Annotated in this window: 22 protein-coding genes; 16 read left to right on the forward strand and 6 right to left on the reverse strand. The window is 59.7% G+C overall.

Features of this window, described 5'->3' with window-relative positions; all coding sequences use genetic code 11:
* Positions 1-28 precede the first annotated feature (28 nt).
* From QIT27_RS14380 to QIT27_RS14425, 10 genes are all read left to right on the forward strand, one after another.
* Positions 29-1,951, forward strand: a complete 1,923-nt coding sequence (locus QIT27_RS14380; RefSeq protein ID WP_285264203.1) for an alkaline phosphatase D family protein — start codon at positions 29-31, stop codon at positions 1,949-1,951.
* Positions 1,952-2,070: 119 nt separating this feature from the next.
* Entirely contained in the window at positions 2,071-3,825 is a 1,755-nt protein-coding gene (locus QIT27_RS14385) for a bifunctional diguanylate cyclase/phosphodiesterase (protein ID WP_285264204.1), read from the forward strand.
* 101 nt (positions 3,826-3,926) lie between these two features.
* Positions 3,927-4,892 carry a phosphate/phosphite/phosphonate ABC transporter substrate-binding protein gene (gene phnD / locus QIT27_RS14390; protein ID WP_285264205.1) on the forward strand — a complete coding sequence of 322 codons (966 nt, stop codon included), beginning with the start codon at positions 3,927-3,929 and terminating at the stop codon, positions 4,890-4,892.
* 123 nt (positions 4,893-5,015) lie between these two features.
* Complete coding sequence (gene phnC, locus QIT27_RS14395; protein ID WP_285264206.1) at positions 5,016-5,891, forward strand: phosphonate ABC transporter ATP-binding protein; 876 nt, start codon at positions 5,016-5,018, stop codon at positions 5,889-5,891.
* Complete coding sequence (gene phnE / locus QIT27_RS14400) at positions 5,888-6,715, forward strand: phosphonate ABC transporter, permease protein PhnE (RefSeq protein ID WP_044628760.1); 828 nt, start codon at positions 5,888-5,890, stop codon at positions 6,713-6,715. The genes phnC and phnE (QIT27_RS14400) overlap by 4 nt, the downstream gene beginning before the upstream one ends.
* A gap of 62 nt (positions 6,716-6,777) precedes the next feature.
* A complete protein-coding gene (gene phnE / locus QIT27_RS14405; protein ID WP_253019190.1) occupies positions 6,778-7,593 on the forward strand; it encodes a phosphonate ABC transporter, permease protein PhnE in 816 nt (271 codons plus the stop codon).
* 24 nt (positions 7,594-7,617) lie between these two features.
* A complete protein-coding gene (locus QIT27_RS14410; protein WP_253019189.1) occupies positions 7,618-8,247 on the forward strand; it encodes a histidine phosphatase family protein in 630 nt (209 codons plus the stop codon).
* An 81-nt stretch (positions 8,248-8,328) separates the two neighbouring features.
* A complete protein-coding gene (locus QIT27_RS14415) occupies positions 8,329-8,808 on the forward strand; it encodes a C40 family peptidase (RefSeq protein WP_253019188.1) in 480 nt (159 codons plus the stop codon).
* A gap of 176 nt (positions 8,809-8,984) precedes the next feature.
* Positions 8,985-10,949, forward strand: coding sequence for a methyl-accepting chemotaxis protein (locus QIT27_RS14420; protein ID WP_285264207.1), 1,965 nt, complete (start codon positions 8,985-8,987; stop codon positions 10,947-10,949).
* A gap of 274 nt (positions 10,950-11,223) precedes the next feature.
* Positions 11,224-12,939 (forward strand): putative bifunctional diguanylate cyclase/phosphodiesterase, encoded by a 1,716-nt coding sequence (locus QIT27_RS14425; protein ID WP_253019186.1) that lies wholly within the window; start codon positions 11,224-11,226, stop codon positions 12,937-12,939.
* Positions 12,940-12,955: 16 nt separating this feature from the next.
* Here QIT27_RS14425 and QIT27_RS14430 read toward each other — a convergent pair whose 3' ends face one another.
* The gene (locus QIT27_RS14430; protein ID WP_285264208.1) at positions 12,956-13,597 is read right to left on the reverse strand and encodes a putative metalloprotease CJM1_0395 family protein; all 642 of its coding nucleotides are present in this window, start codon (positions 13,595-13,597) and stop codon (positions 12,956-12,958) included.
* A gap of 73 nt (positions 13,598-13,670) precedes the next feature.
* Here QIT27_RS14430 and QIT27_RS14435 point away from each other — a divergent pair, with 73 nt between their 5' ends.
* The 5 genes from QIT27_RS14435 to QIT27_RS14455 all read left to right on the forward strand — a co-directional run bounded on the left by QIT27_RS14435 (position 13,671) and on the right by QIT27_RS14455 (position 18,502).
* Complete coding sequence (locus QIT27_RS14435) at positions 13,671-13,898, forward strand: DUF2835 family protein (protein WP_159340722.1); 228 nt, start codon at positions 13,671-13,673, stop codon at positions 13,896-13,898.
* Positions 13,899-13,906: 8 nt separating this feature from the next.
* Positions 13,907-14,290 (forward strand): hypothetical protein, encoded by a 384-nt coding sequence (locus QIT27_RS14440; protein WP_285264209.1) that lies wholly within the window; start codon positions 13,907-13,909, stop codon positions 14,288-14,290.
* A 114-nt stretch (positions 14,291-14,404) separates the two neighbouring features.
* Positions 14,405-14,983: an antibiotic biosynthesis monooxygenase gene (locus tag QIT27_RS14445; protein ID WP_285264210.1), complete on the forward strand. Its 579-nt coding sequence runs from the start codon at positions 14,405-14,407 to the stop codon at positions 14,981-14,983.
* Between the two features lie 235 nt (positions 14,984-15,218).
* The gene (locus QIT27_RS14450) at positions 15,219-15,890 is read left to right on the forward strand and encodes a glutathione S-transferase (protein ID WP_159340725.1); all 672 of its coding nucleotides are present in this window, start codon (positions 15,219-15,221) and stop codon (positions 15,888-15,890) included.
* A gap of 41 nt (positions 15,891-15,931) precedes the next feature.
* The gene (locus QIT27_RS14455) at positions 15,932-18,502 is read left to right on the forward strand and encodes an EAL domain-containing protein (RefSeq protein ID WP_502875207.1); all 2,571 of its coding nucleotides are present in this window, start codon (positions 15,932-15,934) and stop codon (positions 18,500-18,502) included.
* Positions 18,503-18,595: 93 nt separating this feature from the next.
* On the opposite strand, the gene nhaD is transcribed toward QIT27_RS14455, so the two are convergent.
* The 4 genes from nhaD to QIT27_RS14475 all read right to left on the reverse strand — a co-directional run bounded on the left by nhaD (position 18,596) and on the right by QIT27_RS14475 (position 23,783).
* Positions 18,596-20,074, reverse strand: coding sequence for a sodium:proton antiporter NhaD (gene nhaD, locus QIT27_RS14460; RefSeq protein ID WP_285264211.1), 1,479 nt, complete (start codon positions 20,072-20,074; stop codon positions 18,596-18,598).
* 260 nt (positions 20,075-20,334) lie between these two features.
* Positions 20,335-21,954: an ABC transporter ATP-binding protein gene (locus tag QIT27_RS14465; RefSeq protein ID WP_285264212.1), complete on the reverse strand. Its 1,620-nt coding sequence runs from the start codon at positions 21,952-21,954 to the stop codon at positions 20,335-20,337.
* The gene (locus QIT27_RS14470) at positions 21,947-22,786 is read right to left on the reverse strand and encodes an ABC transporter permease (protein WP_253019182.1); all 840 of its coding nucleotides are present in this window, start codon (positions 22,784-22,786) and stop codon (positions 21,947-21,949) included. The genes QIT27_RS14465 and QIT27_RS14470 overlap by 8 nt, the downstream gene beginning before the upstream one ends.
* Before the next feature lie 37 nt (positions 22,787-22,823).
* A complete protein-coding gene (locus tag QIT27_RS14475; protein WP_253019181.1) occupies positions 22,824-23,783 on the reverse strand; it encodes an ABC transporter permease in 960 nt (319 codons plus the stop codon).
* Positions 23,784-24,119: 336 nt separating this feature from the next.
* On the opposite strand from QIT27_RS14475, the gene QIT27_RS14480 reads away from it, so the two are divergent.
* The gene (locus tag QIT27_RS14480; protein ID WP_285264213.1) at positions 24,120-25,097 is read left to right on the forward strand and encodes a TAXI family TRAP transporter solute-binding subunit; all 978 of its coding nucleotides are present in this window, start codon (positions 24,120-24,122) and stop codon (positions 25,095-25,097) included.
* Here QIT27_RS14480 and QIT27_RS14485 read toward each other — a convergent pair.
* Entirely contained in the window at positions 25,094-26,050 is a 957-nt protein-coding gene (locus QIT27_RS14485) for a calcium/sodium antiporter (protein WP_285264214.1), read from the reverse strand. The genes QIT27_RS14480 and QIT27_RS14485 overlap by 4 nt on opposite strands.
* Between the last annotated feature and the right edge of the window lie 168 nt (positions 26,051-26,218).

A 26,218-nucleotide genomic window follows, 5' to 3' on the forward strand; every position in this document is an offset into this window, starting at 1 on the left:
ATGCAACACACAGCACAGAGGGTGTGAAATGACACAAATCGCCACGACGTTACCCGACGTACTGGTCGGGCCTTTGCTGCGTCGGCTCTCGCCGTCGCGGCTCATCTTATGGCTGGTAGCGACCCGTCCGCTGACCATGCAGCTCGTGCTGAACCCCGAGCAAGAGGAGCAGCAGACCCACGCGTTAGACAACGCCCATCAGTGCGTGGCGATTGGACGGCATGCTTATATTCACTGTATCGACCTTTCGCTGCCCGCTGCGCTGCCCACCGACACCCGTATTGCCTACGACCTGCAGGTACAAAGCACTGACGGCGCGTGGCAGCCCCTGCCGGAGTGGGCACCGTGGCTATGCCACGATGGCTATGACTACCCAGGCTTTGTGTTGGCCTCTCGCCACCACCGTTTGATGCACGGCTCCTGCCGTAAACCCCATCACGACAGCGCCGATGGCCTAGTGCGGGCCGATCACTGGATAGCCGAGCGCCAGGAGTCTCCTACCGAGTGGCCCGCATGGCTGCTGATGACCGGCGACCAAGTGTACGTGGATGACGTGGCAGGCCCCATGCTGCGGGCGGTGCATGCGCTGATCGCCCGCCTGGGGCTGGTGGATGAGCTGCTCGAGGGCGCTACCGTCGATGACAGCCAAGCGCTGTATAACGCCCCGGAAAGCTACTATCACCGAGAGGCGCTGCTGCCGGATGTCACCAGCAATGCGGCGCTGCGTGAGCGCTTTTTTGGCGGCGTCAAAAAGCCGGTATTCACCTCGGCGAACGCCCAGAATCACCTGATGACGCTGGCCGAGATGCTCGCCATGTACTGCTTGGTGTGGTCGCCCACGCCGTGGCAGGTGATTGCCTATGACGCCCCGGCGTTAGGCGACAAAGAGGCCGAGGCTTATCGAGAAGAGCAGGCGATCATTGAAGCCTTTGTAGAGGGCCTGCCTCAGTGCGCGCGGCTGATGGCCCACGTGCCCAGCCTGATGATTTTTGATGACCACGATGTGACCGACGACTGGAACCTGACCGCCGACTGGGAGCGCTGCGCCTACGGCCACCCGTTCTCCAAACGCATCATCGGCAATGCGCTGGTGGCGTACCTGCTCTGCCAGGGCTGGGGTAATGCGCCCGATAAACTTAACCCGTTGCTCCACCAGGCGATCACCCTGTTTGACGATGTCGGCCCGCTGAACCCTAGCGCCCAGGATGCCCTCATCGAGCGGCTGCTGCGCTTTCAGGGCTGGGAGTTTCAGGTGCCGGGCACGCCCGCGCTCATCGTGCTGGACACCCGCACGCGCCGCTGGCGCAGCGAGCGCAGCCCCAGTCGCCCATCGGGCTTGATGGATTGGGAAGCGCTGATGGAGATGCAGCAAGCGCTGCTGGGCACAAAGAGCGCCGTGATCGTCTCGCCTGCGCCCATGTTTGGCGTCAAGCTGATCGAAAGTATCCAAAAACTTTTCACCCTGGCGGGCAAGCCGCTGGTGGTCGACGCCGAGAACTGGATGGCGCACCGGGGCGCGGCCAACGTGCTGCTGCATATCTGGCGGCACTCCAAAACCCCCGGTAACTACGTGATCCTCTCAGGGGACGTTCACTACTCCTTTGCCTACGACATCGTCGTGCGCCGCCAGAAGCGGGCGCCACAGCTCTGGCAAATCACGTCGAGCGGGGTGAAGAACACCTTTCCCAAACAGCTGCTGAATACCTTTGACCGCCTGAACCGCTGGCTCTACGCGCCGCTGTCGCCGCTTAACTGGTTCACCAAGCGGCGCAAGCTCAGCATCTACCCCCGCGATCCAGACCAGGCCAGCGCCGGAGAGCGATTGTGGAACGCCAGTGGCATCGGTTTGGTGAGCCTGGACGAGCAGGGCAAACCAACGGATGTTCGCCAGCTCGATGCCAGTGGAGGCGACGTGGTCTTTCCGCCGCCGAAGGTGCCTATCGACCCGTAAAGAACCGCTAGCTGTCATACAATTGTCATCACAATAACGCAGGCTTGCTGCCCTAGAACCTTCCTCATGGAGCGTTACAAATCATAGGGATAGTAGACGTTTGATAGGGCAGCAGGCATATGACCGCACAAGAAGCGCAGTGGCTAAATCAAATTATTGCGGCAGAAGAGCTGCACGTGCTGTTCCAACCCATCGTGGACGCCAATCAGCAGGCCATTTACGGCTATGAAGCGCTGATTCGCGGGCCAAAAACGTCCCCGCTGCACTCTCCCCTGCGGTTATTCGATGTGGCGACCCAGGCGGGCCTGCTGGTCGAGCTGGATCTTCTGTGTCGGCGTCTCGCCATTCGTCGGTTTGCCGAGCTCGAACTGCCGGGACTGCTGTTTCTCAACGTGATGCCGTTGACCATCGTGGAGCGTGATTTCCGCGAAGGGCTGACGATGAGCTTCATCCAAGAGAGCGGCCTGCCCCCTGAGCGCGTGGTCATCGAGTTGACCGAACACGTGCCGATTCATGACTACGAACTGATGCGTCAAGCGGTGGACCACTACCGCGATATGGGCTTTCAGGTCGCGTTGGATGATTTGGGGGCCGGGCACTCCAGCCTGCGCCACTGGTCAGAGCTGCGGCCCGATTTCGTCAAGCTCGACCGCCACTTCATCTCAGGGATCGACAAAGAGCCTGCCAAACGGGAGTTTTTGCGCTCCATTTTGGACGTGGCGCGCAGTCTCGACTGCCAGCTCATCGCCGAAGGCGTTGAAACGGCCGCTGAACATCTCTGTTTATGGGAGCTAGACAGAGGCCTTGCGCTGCTGCAAGGTTTCTACTTCGCTCGGCCAAGCCTTCAGCCTCCCATGCAGCTCAATACGCTCCTGCCTGCCACGACCCAGCTCAAAAGCCCGGCGGGTCGCACCGCGCACTCCATTTTACGCCCGATCGAGAGCGTCTCGGCGAGCTGTTCGGTACCCACGCTGGCCGAGCGCTTTCGCGGGGACCCGCGGCTGCGCTGCGTGGCGGTGATCGAAGCGGGTGTTCCCGTGGCGGTGGTGCGCCGCAATGCCTTCCTCACGCTGTTCACCAACCAGTACAGCCACGCGCTGTACGCTAAGCGCTGCGTGCTGGAGATCGCCGATCCTAAAATGATCGTGGCGGATGCGGATCTCTCCCTAGAAGCGCTGAGCCAGCAGCTCACCGACAGCCGCGACATCGAACAGGAGGATTTCGTCATCGTCGATGGCGAGGGGCAGTACCTGGGGATGGGCAATATCGTCGATCTGCTGCGTGAGATTACCGCGATTCAAGTGCGCCAAGCGCGCCACGCCAATCCACTCACCGGGCTGCCCGGCAATATTCTGATCAACGAAACCTTGGCTTCGTATTTATCCCAAGGCAGCGGCTTCGCGGCGGCCTACGTGGATTTGGATAACTTCAAGGCGTTTAACGACGCCTACGGCTATGCCCGCGGCGACCACGTGATCATCTCACTGTCCCGATTGCTGCAGGCGCAGGTGGAGAGTGCCGGCGGCTTTATCGGCCATATCGGCGGCGACGATTTCATGATGTTACTGCCGCTGGAACACTGGGAAAGCGTCTGCCAGCAGATTCTCCACTCTTTCGAAGTGATGGCGCCTGGCTTTTACGAGGAGAGTGACCGTCTTCAGGGGGGGATCTCCATCGAAAGCCGCCAGGGCGGCGTGACATTCTTCCCCTTCGTCAGTGTCTCGATTGCCGTCAAGCCGATTACCGACCCCGCTCCCTGCAAGGCGCTGGATATCGCTGCGCAGCTCTCGGAGCTGAAGCATCAGGCCAAGAAAATCGCCGGCAACAGCCTGTTCGTGGAGCGGCGCGGCTGCTGCGTGGGCGGCGACTGTTAGTCGTCACGGATTCGTCACCTAGGCGTCATGAGAGTGTCCCGAGGCTGTCACATCGGATCGCCACTATGGCGTTAACACTTCTTAACTCGCTTAGGTGATGCATGCATACTCTCTCTATCTCTCGTACGCTGTTGAGCGCCGCCGTTGCGGGCGCGTTTGCACTGGCAGCGGTCACTGCCTCTGCTGATCTCTCTTCGCGCTACATGGACAACGACGGCGACATGATCGCCGACGTGCCCAGCGATGAGTCGCAGTGGGTCAATCCGGATACGCTGGTATTTGCTTACACGCCGGTTGAAGATCCGGCCGTGTATGCCGACGTTTGGGCCGATTTTCTGGATCACCTGAGCGACGCTACCGGTAAAAACGTCCAGTTCTTCCCGGTGCAGTCCAACGCTGCCCAGCAGGAAGCGCTGCGAGCCGGTCGCCTCCACGTGGCGGGCTTCAACACGGGCGGTGTGCCGGTGGCAGTCAACTGCGGTGGCTTCCGCCCCTTCGCCATGATGGCGGCGGAAGACGGCAGTTTCGGCTACGAGATGGAAATCATCACCTACCCCGATAGCGGTATCGAGTCGGTGGAAGACTTAGCCGGTCGTCAGCTGGCGTTTACCTCCGAAACGTCCAACTCCGGTTTCCGCGCGCCTTCCGCGCTGCTGCGCTCCGAGTACGGCCTGGAAGCGGGTGAAGATTTCGAGACAGCTTTCTCTGGCTCTCACGACAACTCCATCCTGGGCGTAGTGAACAAAGATTACGACGCCGCCGCCATTGCCAACTCCGTGGCCAAGCGCATGCTGTCACGCGATGTGGTGAGCGAAGGCGATTACAACGTCATCTACACCTCGGAAACCTTCCCCACCACGGCCTATGGTCTGGCGCACAACCTGAGCCCGGAGCTTGCCGAGCAGATTCAGGATGCGTTCTTCAGCTACGACTGGGAAGGCACACCGCTGGAAGCCGAGTTTGCCAACTCCGGTGAAGCTCAGTTCATTCCGATCACCTATCAAGAGAACTGGTCAGTGATCCGTACCATCGCCGATGCTAACGGTGTGACGTACGACTGCGACTAATCCATCGGTCGTTCCATGATTTTCTCGGCCAGGAGGGCGACCTCCTGGCCGAGCCGCTATGTAGCCATTAGAGACGTGCTTGTGAACGCAAGCACGGACGCATAAGAGATTGAGGCATCCTCCATGTTGACACTCACCGGCGTTGGCAAGCGTTACCCGACCGGCGACCGCGCGCTGACCGATATCCAGCTCTCGCTGCCGAAAGGGCAGGTTATGGCACTTATTGGCCCGTCTGGCGCGGGAAAGAGCACGTTGATCCGCTGCGTGAATCGTCTGGTAGAGCCCACCCAAGGCAGCATTCGATTGGAAGACGTGGAGCTGACGAAACTCTCAGGCAGCCGCCTGCGTCATGCTCGCCGCTCCATGGGGATGATTTTCCAAGAGTACGCCCTGGTGGACCGCCTGAGCGTGATGGAGAACGTGCTCTCTGGCCAGCTGGGCTATGTTGGTTTCTGGCGCAGTTTTTTACGCCGCTACCCGCAGGAAGCCGTGGCAGAAGCGTTTCGCTTGCTTGAGCGTGTAGGCCTGCCCCACGCGATCGATAAGCGCGCCGATGCGCTCTCCGGTGGCCAGCGTCAGCGGGTGGGCATTGCCCGGGCGCTGCTACAAAGCCCCAAACTGCTGCTGGTGGATGAACCCACCGCGAGCCTGGACCCTAAAACCTCTCGCCAAATCATGCGCTTGATTCGCGAGCTGTGCGCCGAGCGCGAGCTGGCCGCCATCATTAACATTCACGATGTGGCGTTGGCCCAGCAGTTTGCCGATCGCATCGTCGGGCTGCGCGCCGGGGAGATCGTTTTCGACGGTAAGCCCAGCGATCTGACCAGCGAGATGCTGACCACCATTTACGGCGAAGAGGATTGGGACACCACCCCTGAGCCTGCCGATGATGACGAGGAGGAGAGCAGCGGCGCTACGTCTAACGCCACGCCGCCCCAGGCAGCCACGGCACCACACACGCCGCGCCAGAACCGCTTAGCGAGTGGAGGCGCGCAATGAGCACGACGGACGCTCAAGCCCGCCAGCAGGCCGCCCGCCAAGGCCAGTGGCGTCGGCTGCCGCTGATAGAGAGCCGCCGCCTGCGTTGGGCGCTGGCGCTGGGTGGCGTGGTGTACCTGATGCTGGCGCTGGCATCGGTGGAAGTGAACTGGGCGCGGGTGGCGGAAGGTGCCGGGCGTGCGCTGAACTTTCTCGGCGCGTTTTTGCAGCCGGATTTTGTCAGCCGCCAAAGCGATATTCTGGCGGGCTTGATGGAAAGCCTGACCATGACGTTGACCTCGACGGTGATCGGCGTTCTGCTGGCCATCCCGGTGGGGCTAGGGGCTGCGCGCAATATCGCCCCTTTACCGATCTACGCGGTGTGCCGGGCCATCATCGCCGTCTCGCGCACTTTCCAAGAGGTGATCATTGCCATTCTGTTTGTGGTGATGTTCGGCTTTGGCCCCTTTGCGGGCATGCTCACGCTGGCCTTTGCCACCATCGGCTTTATGGCCAAGCTGCTGGCAGAAGATATCGAAGACCTCGACTGGAAACAGGTAGAAGCCGTGCGCGCCACCGGGGCGAGCTGGTGGCAAACCATGAATCATGCCGTGCAGCCTCAGGTGATGCCGCGGTTGATCGGGCTTTCTATGTACCGGCTGGATATCAATTTCCGCGAGTCGTCGGTGATCGGCATTGTCGGGGCGGGGGGGATTGGCGCGACGCTCAACACCTCGCTCAGCCGCTACGAGTACGGCACCTCGGCCGCCATTTTGCTGATCATCATCGCCATTGTGCTGATGAGTGAGTACGCCTCCAGCCATGTGCGTCGCTGGACGCAGTAGCGCGCCGTCAAACGCTTGTTGCCAACCCTTTACGTAAAGTCTGAAGGTAAAAGGAATTCTCCATGCCGGTGTCAACTTCCTCAAACGGTGTGCCACAGTGGCAGCGGCGCACCACCCGCGCCCAGTGGTTGCAGTACCTCGCTTGGCTGGCGGGCGTTAGCCTGTTCTTACTCTGCTGGAAAGTGATCTCTGACAACACCATGTGGGTGTTCGTGGAAGACGCTGGCCGCCAGGGTAGCGACCTGATTAGCCGTATGATGCCGCCCCGCTGGGAGTACGCCAGCGAGCTTTGGAAACCCATGTGGGACACGCTCAATATCGCCACCTTGGGCACCGCACTAGGCATTATGATGGCGTTTCCGGTGGCGTTTTTAGCCGCGCGTAACACCACGCCGCATCCGCTCGTGCGCAGCTTGGCGCTGACCATCATCGTCTCGTCGCGTTCGATCAACTCGCTGATTTGGGCGATGCTGCTGGTGACCATTCTTGGCCCTGGCGTGCTGGCGGGCATCATCGCCATCGCGCTGCGCTCGATTGGCTTTGTGGGCAAGCTGCTCTATGAAGCCATTGAGGAGATCCATCCCACACCGGTGGAAGCCATCAGCGCCACGGGCGCCAGCCGCCTGCAGGTGATGAACTACGGCGTGCTGCCGCAAATCATGCCTGCCTTTGCGGGGATCAGCGTGTACCGCTGGGATATCAACATTCGCGAATCGACGGTGCTGGGGCTGGTGGGCGCAGGTGGCATAGGCCTGCAGCTGAACGCCTCCATCAACAGCCTAGCGTGGAATCAGGTCAGCGTGATTTTCGTGCTCATCTTTGCCACGGTGCTGGTGTCGGAGTGGGTCTCGGCTCGCGTGCGTCACGCTATCATTTAATCCGTTCACGTTAGGAGCATCGCCATGCGCTTTCCTCATGCCGAGATCACCACCATCGATTTGATGCGTCACGGCGAACCGCAGGGTGGACGGATGCTGCGGGGCAGTACCGACCACCCGCTCAGCGACACCGGCTGGCAGCAGGTGACCGACGCAGTGATGCGCCATACGGTGGATGGACGCCCACCCTATGATGCCATCGTCAGCTCGCCGCTGGCCCGCTGCCGGGAGTTCGCGCTTTGGCTGGGGGAGGAGTTCGACCTGCCGGTGCAGGTGGACGACGATCTAGCCGAGCTGCACCTGGGCGAGTGGGAGGGGAAAACCTATGCGCAGGTGTATGAGCAGGAAGGCACCGAGCAAATGAGCGCCTTCTGGTACGACCCCGCCCGCGCCGCGCCGCCCCGTGGTGAAACCCTTGCCGAGCTGGATGCCCGCGTCAGCGAAGCGTGGCGTCGGCTGTTGCTCCATCCCCCCGGCCGCCATGTGCTGGTGGTGGCACATCTGTTCGTGTGCAACGCCCTGCTGCGCCAGGTGCTGGAACAGCCGCTGAGCAATGGCTTGGTCATGGATTTGCCCTACGCGGCGATGAGCCGCCTGCGTCACGAGCGCCATGCGCTGGGTGATAGCACGTTTATCGAGTGGATAGGCCGTTAACGGCGAGTGGTGGAGTAGCGGGTGAACGGCGCTTAAGCCATGATAAGAGGCACTGTGACTAGGCCACCTTGGAGCTTGTTCATGCCGTTAACCCGCTTCTCTTCGCTGTTGACGCTCGTCGCTCTACTGCTATTGGCAGGCTGTGCCAGTAAAGAGGTCGCCATGACGCCCGCGCCCAGCTCGCCATCGGGCATCTCGATGGAGCGCGCGTTGATTCTCTCCCATGCTCAGCAGGCTATTGGTACTCCTTACCGCTTTGGCGGTAACTCGCCGGATGGCCTGGACTGCTCAGGTTTGGTCGAAATGACCTACCGGGCAGCGGGCATTCGCGTCCCCCGCACCGCCGATGCTCAGTTTCGCACCCTTCCCCACGTCGAGACGCCCCGCCCCGGCGATTTGCTCTTTTTCGGCGATGGTAACAAAGCCACCCATGTGGGCATCTACGGCGGCAACCGACAGATGATTCACGCCCCCGGCAGCGGGCGTGCGGTGGTCAGCGTGCCGCTGGATATCGACTATTGGCAGCAGCGTTTTTTAGGGGCAGCGTCGGTCGCGCCTTGAGAGTCACCGATGCTGACCTGCGTCAATGCGCACGCTTGTCATCGCGTTACACTGATGCCGTTTTGCTGGCTAAGCATATTTAACTTGGCCGCAAAATGCGGCAAACTTAGCGAACAATGCGCTCTCAAGCGTGAACAATAAACGAGTACGCCGCTTACCTCCCCGAAAGACATGACATGAGGTTAAGCAACGCGATGAAAGAGCTGCTCCACCGCTTATCCATGCGGTATAAATTTGCCTTGGTACTGGTGTTTCCGTTGATGGCACTGGGCTGGTTCGCCACCAGCGGTGTGATAGAGCGACAAGCCGCTGTGACGGAGCTGTCTCGTATGCAGGCGCTGACGGCGCTGGCGCAACAGGCAGGCCACTGGGTGCATCAAGTACAGCTAGAGCGAGGTATGACGGCTGGCTTTCTGGGCAGCCAGGGTAACGCCTTCGGTAACCGCTTGAGTCAGCAACGCCCCGCGACGGAGGCGGCTGCCGAGGCGTTCTTCCAGCAGCGCCAAGCGTTGGACGCAGGGCAACTCAGTACAGGGTTGAGCGCGCTGCTGACGAAGATCGACCAGCACTGGCAAGGCGTTCCACCCCTGCGCCGCCAAGTTGACCAGCTCGGCGTGCCAGCCCCGGAGGCATTGGCCCACTATACGGGGCTGAACAGTGCGCTCATGACGCTGGTGGGCGAGCTGGCGCACTTAACGGGGCAGGGCACCATCACGCGTCAGCTGGCTGCGTACTATAACCTCCTCGAAGCGAAAGATCTGGCAGGTATCGAGCGAGCGCTACTCTCGAACGTGTTTGCGGCAGACGTGATGCCCGACAGCACGCTTCAGCGGTTGCTCTCGCTGGTGGGGGCCGAGCAAAGCTTCCTAGAATCGTACCGTGTACTGTCTGACGACACCCAGCGCGAAGCGCTCAGTCGTGCGCTGAGTGGCCCTGAGATCGAGCGGGTGTTAGAGCGCCGAGCGCTGGCGATTCAGCAAAGCAGCGATTACGGCGTGAACCCCGAAGAGTGGTTCGATTGGCAAACCGTCAAGATTGGCCGTTTGAAAGCCCTGGAAGACAGCGCCGCAGCGGCCATCATCACGACCACCGAGGCACTGAAACAGCAGGCTCAGCAGGCGCTATGGGGGTACTTGAGCATCGCTGTCATGGCCACGATGGTGGCGATTGGGATCGCCATATTGATTGTGCGCACCATCACTCGACCGCTGCGGCAGGCCCTGGTGAGCATTGCCTCCCGGGGGGATGACCTGACCCAGCGTCTGCCCGTTATCGGCAGTGACGAACTCTCCAAGCTTTACCAAGCCGTCAACGATGCCTCTGCGCAAACGGAGCAGCTGGTGGCAGACATGAAGCGCAATGCGCATGCTGTTGCACTCGCCAGTAATGAGATCGCCCAGGGTAATCAGGACTTGGCGCAGCGCACCGAAGAGCAGTCCGCCTCGCTGGTGCAAACCGCGTCGAGCATGGAGCAGATGACCGCCACCGTGCGTCAAAATGCGGAAAATGCGCATCAAGCCCAGCAGATGACGGGCGATGTCGCCGCCCAAGCGCAAGAGGCCACGGACGTGGCGAGGCAGGCGCGCCAAGCCATGCAGCACATTCTTCAGGCAAACGAGCAGGTCACCTCGATCGTGGCCGCCATCGATAACATCGCCTTTCAAACCAACTTGTTGGCGCTAAATGCCTCTGTGGAAGCCGCGCGAGCCGGAGAGCATGGGCGAGGCTTTGCCGTCGTGGCCGACGAGGTGCGCAAACTGGCCAGCCGTAGCGCGGAAGAGGCCGATCAGATTCGTCGGTTGATCGACAACAACGTAGCGCGTATTAGCGAAGGGGAGTCGCTGGTCTCCACCACGAGCACCACGCTTGCGCACATTGCTGAGCGAGTGCAGCACGTGGCGGCGCTGGTCGATGAGATCGCCACGGCGAGCCATGAGCAGTCGGCAGGCGTCGAGCAAATCAGCCATGCGATGGCCCAGCTCGAAGACGTTACCCAGCAGAACGCGTCCCTGGTAGAGCACGTCGCCACGGCGAGTCGTTCGCTGGATGAGCAGGCGGACGAAATGTCGACGCTGGTGAGCCGATTCCAGGTGGGAGAGCCATCCACCCGCGAGCATCGCCAGCTCGCTTACGCTGAATGATATAGCGTCGATCACGCCCAGGGAGCCTTGCGCTCCCTGCGGTATGCTGTGCGGGTGACGGCGTGCCATACAGGAAAAAAGCGCGTTGATTCAGCGCTGTTGAATCTAAAACACGGGGAAGGAGACGGTGTTAATATGACCAAAAGACATTAAATCACCAACACTTATAAGAGGAGAGCAGAGACGCATGTGCCCGCCCTTGAATGACACACAAGAGCAGTCTTTGCCTCAGCCAGCCGCACGTTCAGCCTCCCTACCCGTTGACGCTGTGGCGATGTCGGTCCTAGATGCCGGTACGCCGTTGGCACCCGCCGAGTCGGCGTTTCGCTACGCCAACGAAGCCATCATCATTACCAACGCCGATAACGCCGTCGTGGATGTGAATCCTGCGTTCAGCGAGCTGACGGGCTTGGCGCTGAGCGAGGTGCAGGGAAAAACCCCCGAGGCGTTCAGCATTCTCCCCTTGGACGATAGCCGCACCACGCGCTTGATGCGTGAAGAGCTGCAGCTTCGCGACCGTAGCAAAGGGCAGATCAGCTACCGTAGCCACGACGGTCAGTTCTATCCGGGCATGATGTCGATCAATCGGGTGCGCGATGAGCAGGGGCAGGTGGATCATCATGTGATCGTGCTGGCGGACCTGTCGGCCATTCCATCCCACGCACGCCATTTGAACCGTGAAGTCTATTTTGACGCATTGACCGGTCTGCCCAACTTACAGCTATTGACGCAACTGATTCAGGAGTCGATTCAGCACGCCGAAAACCGCCAGCTACCGCTGGCCGTCTGCGCCCTCGATATCGACCATTTTCAGCGCATCAATGACCGACTGGGCCCGCAGATTGGCGATGCGCTGCTGACCGCCTTTGCGCAGCGGATCAGTCACCTGCTGTTTGGTGATGACGTGCTCGCGCGCATCGGCGGCGATGAGTTCGTATTGCTGCTGCATCACGGTGTCGAGGAAGCCTTTTTCGAGAAGTTGCTTGCGTCGATTCGCCAGCCGCTGCTGATCGAAGGGCAAACGATTTACCTCACCGCCAGTCTTGGTATTACCTGCTATCCCGACGACCACGCTCAGGGTGACGTGCTGCTGCGCCACGCCAATCAGGCGATGTACCGAGCCAAGCAGCGTGGACGCGACACCTATCACTTTTTCGACTCCCATCAGGATCGCAGGCTTCAAGTGCGTCATGAGCAGCGACAGCGCTTCATGGATGCGATTCACCACGACGAGCTGCGCCTGTTCTATCAGCCACAGGTCGATATGCGCAGTGGCTGCGTCGTGGGCGTCGAGGCGCTGATCCGCTGGCAGCATCCTGAACTTGGGCTGCTGTCGCCGGGCGATTTCTTGCCGATCATCGATGGCACGCCGTTAGAGGTGGATCTGGGAGAGTGGGTATTGGAGCACGCGCTGCGTCAGCTCGCCCTGTGGCAAAGCGAAGGGATGGCGCTGCCCGTGAACGTCAATATCAGCCCGTCACACCTGTTGGTGAATACGTTCAGCCAGCGTCTGGCGGAGCTATTGGCGCGCTATCCCACCGTGTCGCCCTCGCTGTTAAAACTCGAAGTGCTCGAAAGTGCCGCCATGCACGATGTGAAAGCCGCGCTGAAGAACATGGCCCGCTGCCAAGCGTTAGGCGTGGGGTTTGCCATCGATGATTTCGGTACGGGATTCTCATCGCTGACCCACTTACGTCAGCTGCCCGTCAACCTGATCAAGATCGACCAGAGTTTCGTACGCGATATGCTGAGCGATCAAAATGACATGGCGATCGTGGAGAGCGTGATTTACATGGCCAACCGGTTCCAGCGACCCATGCTCGCGGAGGGCGTGGAAACGCTGGACCATGCGAAAGCGCTCATGGCGTTGGGCTGCGAGCTGGCTCAGGGCTACGGAATTGCGCGCCCGATGCCCGCGGAATCGGTGCCCGAGTGGATGGCTCACTGGCCCGAACGGCAAGATTGGAAAGGGTTGACGATGCTACAGTAGTGCAGAGAACAGGCCGTTAGGCGGCCTGCTCGGGAGGCTGCGGCTCATCATTGGCGGGCACGTCTCCCGGCTGCTCGGTGGCGCGGGCCTGGTTCATTTCGCTCTGTTCACGAGCCGCTTCCAGCTTGGCTTCTAGCAGGTACTGGCGCGCTTGAGCGGCCACCTGCAGATCTTTCGGTGACGGGTCCGCGGGAGCCAGGGCCGCTGCAATGACGGTCTGCATTTTCTCCACCGTGGCCTGCGGGTCGCCGGGAACGGGGCCGTAATCGATCGACACCTCTCCAGCCACCGCATAACGTTTACCGTCCGGGCCGACTTCGTACTCATAGGTAGCGCCTCCCGTATAGGGGGCACCAACGGTTTGGTGGGCCATTTCGTGCTGGCGCACTTCGCGATCGGTTTGTTTGAGCTGTTCGAGCTGCTGAATCTCTTCCGGTGCCAGCGGCGTGCCGTCGGGCCGAGTAGGGCCGGTGGGCGTTTCGCTGGCACGGCTTTCGTCGCTTTCGCTGACGTCGTCGGAGGCTGGAGCGCTCAGCCCACGGTCGACACCGGCTTCCCGGCTCTCCACCTCATGACGCGATACCCGTGCAGTAGGCACATTCGGTGAGGTCCAGCCAGCTGACGTGGCGGAAAACGGGGTGATAGAGGAAAGATCCATAAGCGGTTACCGATATTGGCGGCCATTTCAGTTAGCATAGAGTATCTGTGAGCCAGCCGAATTGCGCAACGTTATGCACTCCATCGACGTCATTCTTCATCTAAGTGTCACCGAATGTCTGGCCTACTACGAAGGCCGGTACGATAACGTGCGGGCGCGCAGTGTGGATGGCCGTTGGGTCGTGTTCCCCGCCCACGCCGTGCAGCGGGTGGTGGGCCATGAGGGAGTGCATGGTGTCTTTCGGATTACGTTTACCGATCAAGGCCGCTTTCACCATATTGTTCCATTAAACCGCTATTGAGTCTGTTTATGCACCCGCACGATGCCACGATGACGCTTTACGAACTGATCTATTCCGTGATTCCCAATTTAAATACCGCCGAGCGTTTAGTGTGCAATACCTTAGATAGCCTAATCGAGTCTGCCGAAAACCCTCTCGATATTTTTAAACGCACCGAACAGCGTCAGGCTTTTAATTTAGAGATTCACCGCGTTCGTATGAATATCGAACATCTTCTGTCGCGTTATCGCGCCGATGTGGATGAAATATTGCGCACGGAAGGGGGCGTTAAAGGGCCGGTGATTCAGCCTGAAGCGTTAGAAGCCGATGCCATTCAAAGCGCGATCGATATCTATCAACACGTGCGTGCTTTTCAACGCGGCGAGCGCAGCCATCCTTTACCGCGACGATAGATCTACATGGCATTAATATTGCCTGTATAATGTGGCTCATGCATCAGGATTACCCGCCTGATTGCCTGCAGCTGGCCTACCCGGCCGCCGCTGCTTACACATTAGGAGATCACCATGTCTGCCTTACCCGTCACACTGATGGTGGCCCGTCGCGTTGCGAATGGCCGTTACCAAGATTTTCATCGCTGGCTCAATGAAGGGCGCGAGCTGGCCGCTGACTTTCCCGGCTACCTAGGGTCCGGTGTGTTAGCCCCCCCTCAAGACGACGATGAGTTTCAGATTATCTTCCGTTTCGAGAACCAAGCGTCGCTGGCCACCTGGGAGCACTCGGCGTCTCGTCATGCGTGGTTGGAGCGCGGCAAAGGACTCTACGATGCGCCACACGAGCACCGAGCGACCGGGCTGGATGCATGGTTCAACGTGAGCCCCGGTGTGACGCCGCCGCGCTGGAAGCAAGCGGTGGCCGTTTGGCTGGCCTTTTTCCCGATTTCGCTGCTGTTTCAGTGGCTTTTCGGCGGCGTATTGGCCGACTGGGCGCTCGTGCCCCGTGTGCTCGTGAGCACATTAATGCTGACCCCGGTCATGGTGTTTGTATTCATACCGCTATCGACACGTTTATTGGCGCCCTGGTTACAAGGCAAGTGGTCGCCGATGGATCTTTTAGCCCGTTTAAAGACGCAGCATAGAGCGTGATACATCGCTCAGGAGTGGCCTTTTAACTCTTAAACATATAGTAAAACAACGGCTTAAACGTTTGAAAAAGCAAGGGGCGAACATCGGTGTTCGCCCCTTGTTGCATTTGCACACTCGCCATCGCTTTCTCCATGGGGTTCAACGCTGTAATAGTGCTAAGCTGAGAAAGCTTGCAGTCAATGGATAACTGACATCTGCGTGAAGCAGATGTATCAAGTCGCCTCATGGAGTAGTTATGATCCGCGTTCACCATCTTGAAAAGTCCCGCTCTCACCGTGTTTTATGGCTTTTAGAGTCTTTGAATCTCGATTATGAGATAGAAGTTTACCAGCGTGACAGCAAGACTCAGCAGGCGCCGGACGCGTTGAAAAAAGTGCACCCGCTGGGCAAATCGCCGGTCATCACCGATGGCGACTTAACGATTGCGGAGTCAGGGGCCATCATCGATTACCTGGTGAACCGTTACGGTAACGGGCGGCTTCAACCCGCCGCTGATGCCGGTGAGGAGTGGGTCAATTATCGCTATTGGCTGCACTATGCGGAAGGCTCGTTAATGCCGCTATTGGTCATGGGGCTCGTGTTTAACCAAGTGCCCAAACAGTCGCCCTGGTTCATCAAGCCGCTGGCCAAGGGCATTAGCGATACCGTACGTAAACGCTTCATTCAGCCTCAGTTAACGCAGCATATGGATATGATGGAGTCCCACTTGGCGACGCGCGGCCATTTTGCCGGCGAGTGGCCCAGCGGCGCCGACATTCAAATGAGTTTTCCGCTTCAGGCGTTAAAAGCGACCCAGTCACTGTCCGAATATCCGGCCATTGCGGCATTCGTGGAGCGGGTCGAGAACGACTCTGCTTGGCAGCGCGTGGTGGAGCGCGCAGGGCCGTTAACCATGCCGGGTGAGTAACGCCTACCATGCGGCGCAAGGGAGTGTTCGCGTTGAACCGGATGCCAAGCAACCGTTCTGCCAAGCGCTTGACGTGTTCTGCCATGGGGGCGGTGGCGCTCTGTTACGTGCTTGGGTGGAGCGCCCTGGCACAGGGCGACACCTCGCTTAGGGTCGGGGTCTATCATAATCCGCCGAAACTGTTTGCGGGCGAGCAGGGCCAACTGCGCGGCGTACTGGGCGAATTACTGGAAGCCATGGCACAGAAGGAGCAGTGGCAGTTAGAGAGCCGCCTGTGTGATTTCCAGCAGTGTCTCACGCTGCTGGAGCAGGGGGAGATCGACCTGCTGCCGGATGTCGCCTGGAGCGAAGAGCGTGCCGGGCGTTTTGCGTTTCATCGTGAGCCGGTGATGCATAGCTGGTCCCAGCTCTACCAAGCCAACGACAACCGCGTTGAAGCCATCTTGGATTTAGAGCAGCAGCGAGTCGCCGTGGTGGATGGTTCGATCCAGCAGAGCTATCTTGCCGCCGTGACCGAGCGCTTCGATATCCGCGTCATCTGGATGCCGGTGGACAGCTTCGCCGCAGGTTTTCAAGCCGTGGCACGCGGTGACGCTGATCTCGTAGCCTCCAACCATCTGTTTGGTGACTGGCGAGCCCGGGATTACGGCCTGCGTGAAACGCCGATCATATTTCAGCCCTCGCGCCTCTTTTATGCCGCCTCGCCCTCCCTATCTGCCGATGTGCTAGAGCGCATCGACACCACGCTGCTAACGTGGAAGGACGATGTGGATTCGGTGTACTACCAAACGCTCAGCGCATGGCGCTCGGGCGGCGCGACCGAGACGCTGGTTCCCCGCTGGCTGTGGTGGGCCTTAGGGCTGTTGATCGTCGTGTTGGCGCTGGCCGTGGGTGCCTCACTGCTGCTCCGGCGGCGGGTCAGTATCAACCGCGCCAAGCTCTCCACCAATGAACACCTGCTGACCACGATCCTCGACAGTGTCGATGCGTATATCTACATCAAAACGCCGTCGCTGGAGTACCGTTACGTCAATCGACAAATCAGCGAGTTGTTCAAGCGGACGCCAAAAGAGATTCTCGGCAAGCGCGATGAGGCCTTTTTCGACCCCGCCAGCGCGGCCGAAATGGCCGAAATCGACCAGCAAGTGCTCTCTTCGGGCAAAAAAGTCACGGTAGAAGAGCACAACGTGCTAAAGGGCGAGGAACGGGTACGCACTTTCCTGTCGATCAAAATGCCGCTGGAGATGTCCCCCGGGGAAGCGCCGTGCCTGTGCGGTATTTCCACCGAGCTGACTGAATATTTAGAAATGCAGTCCCGCACCCACCACCTGGCGTTCTACGATGCGCTAACGGGGCTGCCCAACCGACGCCTGCTGCTGGAGTCGCTGGCAGAGGCCACCGACCCCGATAGAGGGCCTAGTGGTTACAGCGCCGTACTGATCGTGGATTTAGACAACTTCCGGCTGGTCAACGACATTCAGGGGCACGAGAGCGGTGATCAACTGCTGATCAACGTCGCGCAGCATCTCAAGCAGCGCCTGAGCGACGATGCCACGCTGGCACGTTTTAGTAGCGATGAGTTCGTCGTGCAGGTCAATGGCTTGGGCGAGCGGCAAAGCGATGCGGCTGCCAACGCCGAACGGCTGGGGCGCCAGCTTTTGGACACGGTATCGCAACTGCGCAACGACCGCGCTCTACCGATCAGCGCCAGTATCGGCATCACGCTGTTTGACGGTGAAGGCCTAGGCGTCAACAGCGTGCTGCAGCAGGCCGATATGGCCCTACAGCAGGCCAAGGCGGCTGGCGGCAACACCCTGCGCTTCTTCAATGTCGATATGCAAACCAGCGTGCTGGAGCGGGCCAGTCTCGAAGGGGATTTGCACCAAGCGCTAGAGCGTAACGAGCTGGCTCTACACTATCAGGTGCAGGTCGACCACCAGGGGGCCACCACCGGCGTAGAGGCGCTACTACGCTGGTACCATCCCCAGCGCGGCTGGGTATCGCCCGGTACCTTCATCCCGCTGGCCGAAGAGAACGGACTGATCGTGCCCATCGGCTACTGGGTGCTGCAGTGTGCCTGCGAGCAGCTGGCCAAGTGGTCGCATCAGCCGGCCTACGCGGGGCTGACCATTTCGGTGAACGTCAGCTCGGTGCAGTTCCAGCAGCCCGAATTCGTGCGTAACCTCGAAGGGTTGCTGGCGCAAACCCAGGCCCCGCCGGGTCGACTGGTGCTGGAAGTGACCGAAAGCCTGCTGATGCGCGAACCCACCCGCGTGCGTAATACCATGCTCAAACTTCGCACCCAGGGCATTCGTTTTGCGCTGGACGACTTTGGCACTGGCTACTCATCGCTGAGTTACCTAAAGCGCTTGCCGCTGGACGAGCTGAAGATCGATCAATCCTTCATCCGTGAGCTGCTCACCGACAAGACCGACGCTGCCATCGTGGATACCACCATCTTGCTGGCGGTGAGCTTGGGGCTGACGGTGGTGGCCGAAGGGGTCGAGAAGAAAGAGCAGTTGGATTGGCTGAAGGGGCACGGCTGCTATCGTTATCAGGGGTACCTGTTTGGGCGGCCTACGCCCATCGAGTACCTGTTCGAGAGCTACTGAACCACTGGCCGCATACCACCATAATACGCCCGAAAACAGAACACCCGCCCAGGTTGCCTGGGCGGGTGTTGTGCATAGCGACTCAGCAGAGCGCTAGCCAAAGACGCTGAAGCTGCCGGCGTTGAGCCACATGTGTACCGCAATGCTTGCGATGTAGCCGAGCAAGATCACCGGTGACCAGCGTAAATGGCCCAAGAAGGTATACGAGCCGCGCGCCTGACCCATGACCGCTACCCCGGCAGCAGAGCCAATCGACAGTAGGCTACCGCCCACTCCCGCCGTGAGTGTGATCAGCAGCCAGTGGCCATGGGACATGTCGGGCTCCATGGTGAGGACCGCGAACATGACCGGAATGTTATCGATCACGGCCGATACGATACCCAAGGCAATGTTGGCCCAGGTGGCGTTCCAACCGGTGTAGAGCGCCTCAGAAAGCAGTCCCAGATAGCCCATGAAGCCCAAGCCACCAACGCACATCACCACCCCGTAGAAGAACAGCAGGGTATCCCACTCGGCGCGGGCCACACGGCTGAAGACATCGAAGGGCACCACGCCGCCGAGCTGTTCCAGCTTTTTATTATCGCCCAAGCGGCTATAGCGTTCGCGCTTGCGCTCCAGCGAGCGGGGAAGGCTTTGGCGTAGGTAGTAGCCAAAGAACTGTAGATAGCCAAGCCCTGTCATCATGCCCAAGACCGGCGGCAGATGGAGCAGCGTATGGCAAAGCACCGCCGTGACGATCGTCAGCAAGAACAGGGCAATGATGCGCCGTGCGCCGCGTTTGAGCTGAACGTCTTCATACACGCTGCTGGGTTTTTGATCCTTGATGAACAGGCTCATCACGATCGCAGGAATCAAGAAGTTCACGAGCGAGGGAATGAACAGGATAAAGAACTCTTGGAACTCGATGAGACCTGCCTGCCAAACCATCAAGGTGGTGATATCACCAAAGGGGCTAAAGGCACCGCCTGCGTTGGCCGCGACCACGATGTTAATACACGCCAAGTTGATAAAGCGCTTGTCGCCTTCGGCCACTTTGGTGATGACTGCGCACATCAAGAGGGCGGTGGTTAAGTTATCGGCAATGGGCGACAGCATAAACGCCAAGCCGCCAGTCAACCAAAACAGCGTGCGGTAGTTAAACCCTTTGCGCAGCATCCAAGAGCGCAGCGCATCGAAGACGCGACGCTCTTCCATGGCGTTGATATACGTCATCGCCACCAGCAGGAACAGCATTAGCTCGGTAAACTCCAGAAGCGTCACGCGAAATGCGTACTCGGACGTATCCGACATGCCGTTCTGAACGTATACCCAGCCAATGAGTCCCCAGATGATGCCCGCCGCCACCAGCACGGGCTTGGATTTGCGCATGTGGATCTTCTCTTCGGCCATCACCAGCGCATAGGCCAGCACGAAGATCGCCACGGCCACATAGCCTACGGCAGAGGTGGTTAAATCTACCTCGCCGGTGGCGGCAAAGGCCGCCGGGCTGATGAAAAATAGTAAGGCCGCTAACAAAAAAGGCCAGCAACGAGTGTATCGAGGCTGGCCTGGGTCATGATGTAGCGTCAACATGGCGCGTTTATCCTTATAATGGTTAAAAGAAGGGGGAATAAGCGCCGCCAGTTTAACAAGCTATATTGCGTCGCAATACGGAATTAAACCGAATGAACAGGGCGTATCTTTTAGAGATACCGTCTTTTTTTTAGAAATTATCCGTTTCGCTAATAGTAAATAACGCACAATAGTGTAAGAAGTTTAGCCGGTTAAACGAAAGGTGAATGCCTTACATCCATAAAGGCAGCGATGGTGCCACTGCCCTTATTGGCACTTAGTTAATGGCCGTGAGTCGTCAGGGCCTCTTCGAGCCATCCTAGCTTCATTTGCGGCACCGACGCCAATAGCGTTTGCGTATACTCGTCGAAAGGCGGGCTCAACACGGTATCACGCTCGCCGTCACGCACCACACGCCCTTGGTGCATCACCGCAATGCTATCGGCAATCGCCTTGACGGTGGCCAAGTCGTGAGTGATGAACAGGTAGGCCACGTTCTCCTGCGCCTGTAGCCGCAACAGCAGCTTTAAAATACCATCGGCCACGAGCGGGTCGAGCGCGCTGGTGACCTCATCGCAGATGATGAGCTTCGGTTTGGCCGCCAGGGCACGCGCAATGCATACGCGCTGTTTTTGACCGCCCGATAGCTCGGCCGGATAGCGGTCGATAAACGCTTCCCCCAGCTCGATGGCGTCGAGCAGCTCGATCACCCGCTGACGGCGTGCTTGGCCTTTCAAGCCGAAGTAGAACGTGAGCGGTCGGCCGATGAGGGTGCCTACGGTGTGGCGCGGGTTCATGGCCACGTCCGCCATTTGATAAATCATCTGCAGTTCGCGCAGCGTCTCTTTATCACGTTTGGCGAGGGTGTTGGGCAGTGTGCTCCCGTCAAAGCGAAGCTGGCCCTGGTTGGGCGGCAGCAGCCCGGTGATGACCCGCGCCAGGGTGGATTTCCCCGACCCAGACTCCCCCACGATGGCCAGCGTTTGGCCTGCGCTCACCGAGAGATGAATGTCCTTCAACACGTTGCTTCCGCTTTGGTGGTACGCCGCACTGACGCCCTCGATGGCCAGCAGCGGCGTGGATGACGGCGTTTTCGGCGCATGCTCGATGGAACGCACCGACACCAGCGCTTGCGTATACGGCGCTTGAGGCGTCTCAATGATGTGCGCGGTGCTGCCCATTTCGACTTTTTCCCCCTGCCGCAGCACGAGGAGGTCATCTGCGACTTGAGCGACCACGGCAAGGTCGTGGGTGATATAGAGTGCACCGACCCCCGTGGTTTTGATGGCCCGCTTGATGGCGGCCAGCACGTCGATTTGCGTGGTGACATCAAGGGCCGTGGTGGGCTCGTCGAAAATGATCAGATCGGGCTTTGGACAGAGTGCCATCGCGGTCATGGCACGCTGTAGCTGCCCGCCCGATACCTGGTGCGGGTAGCGGTGGCCAAACTTTGCCGGGTCGGGTAGCCCAAGCTGCTCGAACAGTTCGATGGCTCGTGCCTCGGCCTCTTGGCGAGTGGCTAGGCGGTGGTACAGGGTGGTCTCGATGACCTGCTCCATCAGCGTGTGGGCGGGGTTGAACGCGGCTGCCGCTGACTGCGCCACGTAGCACACCGTTTTACCACGCAGCTGACGCAGTGCCTTTGGCGAGTCTTTCAAGATATCGCGGCCGTTCACCCACACTTCACCGCTCAAGCGAATATCGCCGCGTCCATAGCCCGCTGGCGACAAGCCAATGGTCGATTTGCCCGCGCCGGATTCACCAATCAGCCCCAGTACTTTGCCGCGCTCCAGGGGGAAGCTGACGTCGTTGACGATGCTGATCTCCCGGGGCGCTTCGCCGGGCGGGTAGGCCGTGGCTTCGATGGTCAAATGACGAATGTCTAACAGCGAATCAGCCACGGCGGCCTCCTTTTAGATCGGTGGTGTGTCGCAGCACCCAGTCGGCTACCAGGTTCACGGAAATGGCCAACAGCGCGATGGCCGCCGCAGGAATCAGCGCAGCGGGCACGCCAAAGACGATGCCTTGGCGGTTTTCACGCACCATGCTGCCCCAGTCGGCTTCCGGTGGTTGAACGCCGAGCCCCAAAAACGACAGCGAAGAGAGGAACAGGACGGCGAAAATGAACCGCAGGCCTAGCTCGGCCACCAGCGGGGTGAGTGCGTTGGGCAATATTTCTCGGAAGATGATCCAGACGTTGCCCTCGCCGCGCAGCCGAGCGGCTTCCACGAAGTCCATCACGTTGATGTTCACCGCGACCGCTCGTGAAATACGAAACACTCGGGTCGAATCGAGCACGCCCATGATCAAAATCAGCATGAGCAGCGTGCTGGGCATCACCGACAGAATGACCAGAGCAAAAATCAGCGTCGGGATCGACATGACGATATCGACACCGCGCGACATGAGTTGATCCACCCAGCCACCGTAGACCGCCGCCAGAATGCCCAGCACCGAGCCAATGGAGAACGCCAGCGCCGTGGCTAGCGCGGCAATGGTCATCGTGGTGCGGGCGCCGTAAATCAGCCGTGAGAGAAGGTCGCGGCCTAAATTGTCGGTGCCGAGCCAAAACTCTGCCGATGGCCCCATCCACATGTCGCCCACACTGTCGGCCATGGGGTAAGGGGCCAGCCAAGGGGCGAAAAGGGCCATTACTAAAAAACCGAACGTGAGCAGCAGGCCGATCAGCGCAGTCACCGGCATCCGTTTCAGCAGCGTTAAACATATCGACATGGTGGTGCGTTCCTATCTAAAGACGGTGATCAGCGAGTTATTTGGGGTGGCGCAAGCGCGGGTTGGTGACGATGGCGATGATGTCCGCCAGCATGTTGAGTCCGATGTACACCGCTGCAAACAGTAGTCCCACCGCCTGTACCACCGGCACATCGCGCTTGGCGACGTGGTCGATCAGGTACTGACCCATGCCGGGGTAGACGAAGATCACCTCGACGACGACCACGCCCACGATCAAGAAAGCGAGGTTCAACATGACCACGTTGACGACGGGGGCAATGGCGTTGGGAAAGGCGTGTCGCGCAATGATGCGAAATAGCCCCAGCCCCTTGAGTTCGGCGGTTTCGATATAGGGGGACTGCATCACGCTTAAAATGGCCGCCCGCGTCATGCGCATCATGTGAGCTAGAATCACCAGCGTTAAGGTGGCGGCAGGCAGGACAATGGCGTGTAGCCGCTCGCCCAGACTCATGCCGCTATAGACGGTGGACACGCTAGGGAACCAGTTGAATTTCACGGCAAAGAGATAGATCAGCAAATAGCCGATGAAAAACTCGGGTAGCGAGATGGCCGTTAGCGTGGTGCCGGAAATGATGCGATCTGGCCAGCGATTCTGATAACGCACCGCCACGAGCCCCAAGAGAATGGCGAATGGCACGGCCACCACGGCCGTCCAAAACGCCAAGAACAGCGTATTCCCCGCCCGGCCCCACAGCGACTCGCCAATATCCTGGCGATTGGACAGGGCCGTGCCTAGATCGCCCTGTAGGATGCCGCCCAACCAATCGATGTAGCGCGCCCAGGCGGGTTGGTCGAGCCCTAGTTCACGACGTAGGTTCTCGAGGGCGTCAGGGGTGGCGCTCTGCCCAAGGATGGATTGCGCCACGTCGCCAGGCAGTAGCTGGGTGCCCACGAAGATCAGTACCGAGACGGCGAGAAGGAGTAACAGGCCCAGCGCCAAGCGCTGAGCGATCAGCTTGATAACGAAGGTGTTCATCACGAAGGTCCAGATTAAGAAGCCAGCGAGCGCTTCGAAAGCGCAAAGCCCGCTATCATCTCGCCCATGGGAGGCGCTGACCAGCCCCTAATGCGGTTTAATATTGCCTCGCAGGCACTGCTGCCCCTCGGCAGGCGCGGGTCGAGCCGTTTAAACCGACCATTGGTGTCCGCCACGGCGGGTTGCTAACGTAAGAACGAATATGCCGCTATGCTATCGGTGTCGACCGGTAGGCGATGAGTAGCCAGCCAATAGACGGCGAAAGCTTCACGTGACGGCATTCAGAATCCGCTCAATCCATCAGGCCGAGAAGGCCTCAACTGCAAAGGACGTTGCATGCGTGCCCGTTTCTGCTCTCTTTTTCGTACCGGTGGTGTGTTGGCATTCACGCTGATGATGGTGGGTATGGGGCTGGATGCCCACGCGCAAACGCGCATTACTTATAAATCGGCACTTGCGGGCACGGCCTATCACCAAATGGGCAGCGAGCTTGCTAACGTCATTCGACAAGGCAGTGACGACGCTATCGTACTGACCAACGAAGAGAGCCAGGGGTCGGTGCAAAATGTTCAAGAAGTCATGACCCGGCAGGAGCGCTATGTATTCACGGCACCGCCTGCCCTCGTGGCTCAGGCCGTGGCGGGCGAAGGGGCGTTCGCTGGTCATGAGGATGAGCGGTTCGCGGCCATTCGTGGACTGTTTCCCATGCCGTCGCTGACCATGCACTTCGTCATGGCGGGGGACGATGGCACGGCATCGTTCGACGCGTTGCGCGGCCAGCATGTGCTGATTGGGCGTGGCACGTTTAGCGCCGGAGAGGCCGCTCGCTATTTTCAGCTCTTCGGTTTGGAAGGCAGGGTGCGCTTGGCCGATGCCTCGATCACCAACGGCCCAGAAGCGTTGAGAGAGGGCCTGATCGATGCGTTCGTCACAGCCAGCTCTTACCCCACACCCAACGTGATCGAGACGGCGTCGCTCGTGCCCATCACGCTCATTAGCTTGACCGCCGAGCAGATCGCTCAGACGGGGGCGGTACCCCAGGTCATTCCAGGAGGCACCTATCCCGGCATCGCCCAGCCCACCCACACGACGTCACGCCCCGTCATTGCGTACACCACCGAGCAGATGGATGCAGAGACCGCGTATCGCCTTACGAAGCTCTTCTGGGAGCAAAAAGCGCGTCTCGCGGAGCAGGCCGCCTGGTGGGCGGGCGTCACGCCGGACCTGCTCGCTCATATGACGACACCGCTGCACCCCGGCGCTCTGCGTTACTACGACGAAGTGGGCACTGACTTACCCGTGCATGTCCGTTAAAAGATAGTAAAGCTCAGTGCAATGTACGCTGCGTATCCACCCAGTAGCGCGGTGCCTTCCCAGCGGGATAGGCGCATGCCGGTATAAAGAAAGAGCAGCAGCAGGCCTGCCGAGCCCAGCATCACCCACTGGTCAAACTGGCTCACCCGTTCGGCAATGGGCAGCGGCTGGAGAACGGCCGAGATGCCGAGAATCCCAAGCACGTTGAAGATGTTGCTGCCTAGGATATTACCCACGGCGACATCGGCGTGACGGCGCAGCGCGGCAATTACTGACACGGCCATTTCTGGCAGTGATGTCCCGACCGCGACGATGGTCAAGCCGATGACGGCTTCTGAAATCCCCATCGCTTGGGCAAGGCCAATCGCGCCATAAAGCAAGAGCTGCGAGCCACCAATCAACATGCCCAGCCCCACGACGAGAGCAGCGACGATCATGGCGGTCGAGGTGGGAATGGCCGTGACTTCCTCCGCTTCGGCGGCGTGCATGTCGCCTTCCGGCATCGGCTGTTGGCGCTCGGTGCGGTAAGCCCACACCAGATAGGCAGTGAGGGCGGCTAGCAGTAGGGCCGCTTCCCAGCGACCCAGTGCACCGCTCCAGGCCAGTACGATAAACAGGACACTGGCGCCGACCACCACCACGCCGTCTCGCCGCAGCGCCAGGGGCTGAACGGTCATGGGGCAGATGGCGGCACACAGCCCTAAAATCAGTAACACGTTACCGATGTTACTACCGACGATATTGCCCACGGCGATGTCCGGCTGCTCGCGTATCGCGGCATCGATCGAGACCACTAGCTCAGGCGCCGAGGTGCCAAAGCCCACGACCACCAATCCCGTGAGTAGTGGTGAAACCCCCATTCGCTTGGCACCAGCGACCGCACCGCGTATTAACGCCTCCCCGCCGCCGAATAGCAGCACGATACCGGCCAGCAAGCTCAATCCATACAGCATGTGTCACTTCCTTCTCGATACGCTTGGACGTTTGCCAAGCTTAGGCCTCTAACAGTAGCTGGCTTCATGAGGCGTGCAAAGCCCTTTGCATCGGCCACATAAAAGAGACAAAGGGCGGGAAGAGGGCATGAGAAAAGCGGTCGCTTTCATACTGGAAATAACGCTAAA

Source organism: Halomonas sp. LC1, from assembly GCF_030247125.1.
GTDB lineage: Bacteria > Pseudomonadota > Gammaproteobacteria > Pseudomonadales > Halomonadaceae > Vreelandella.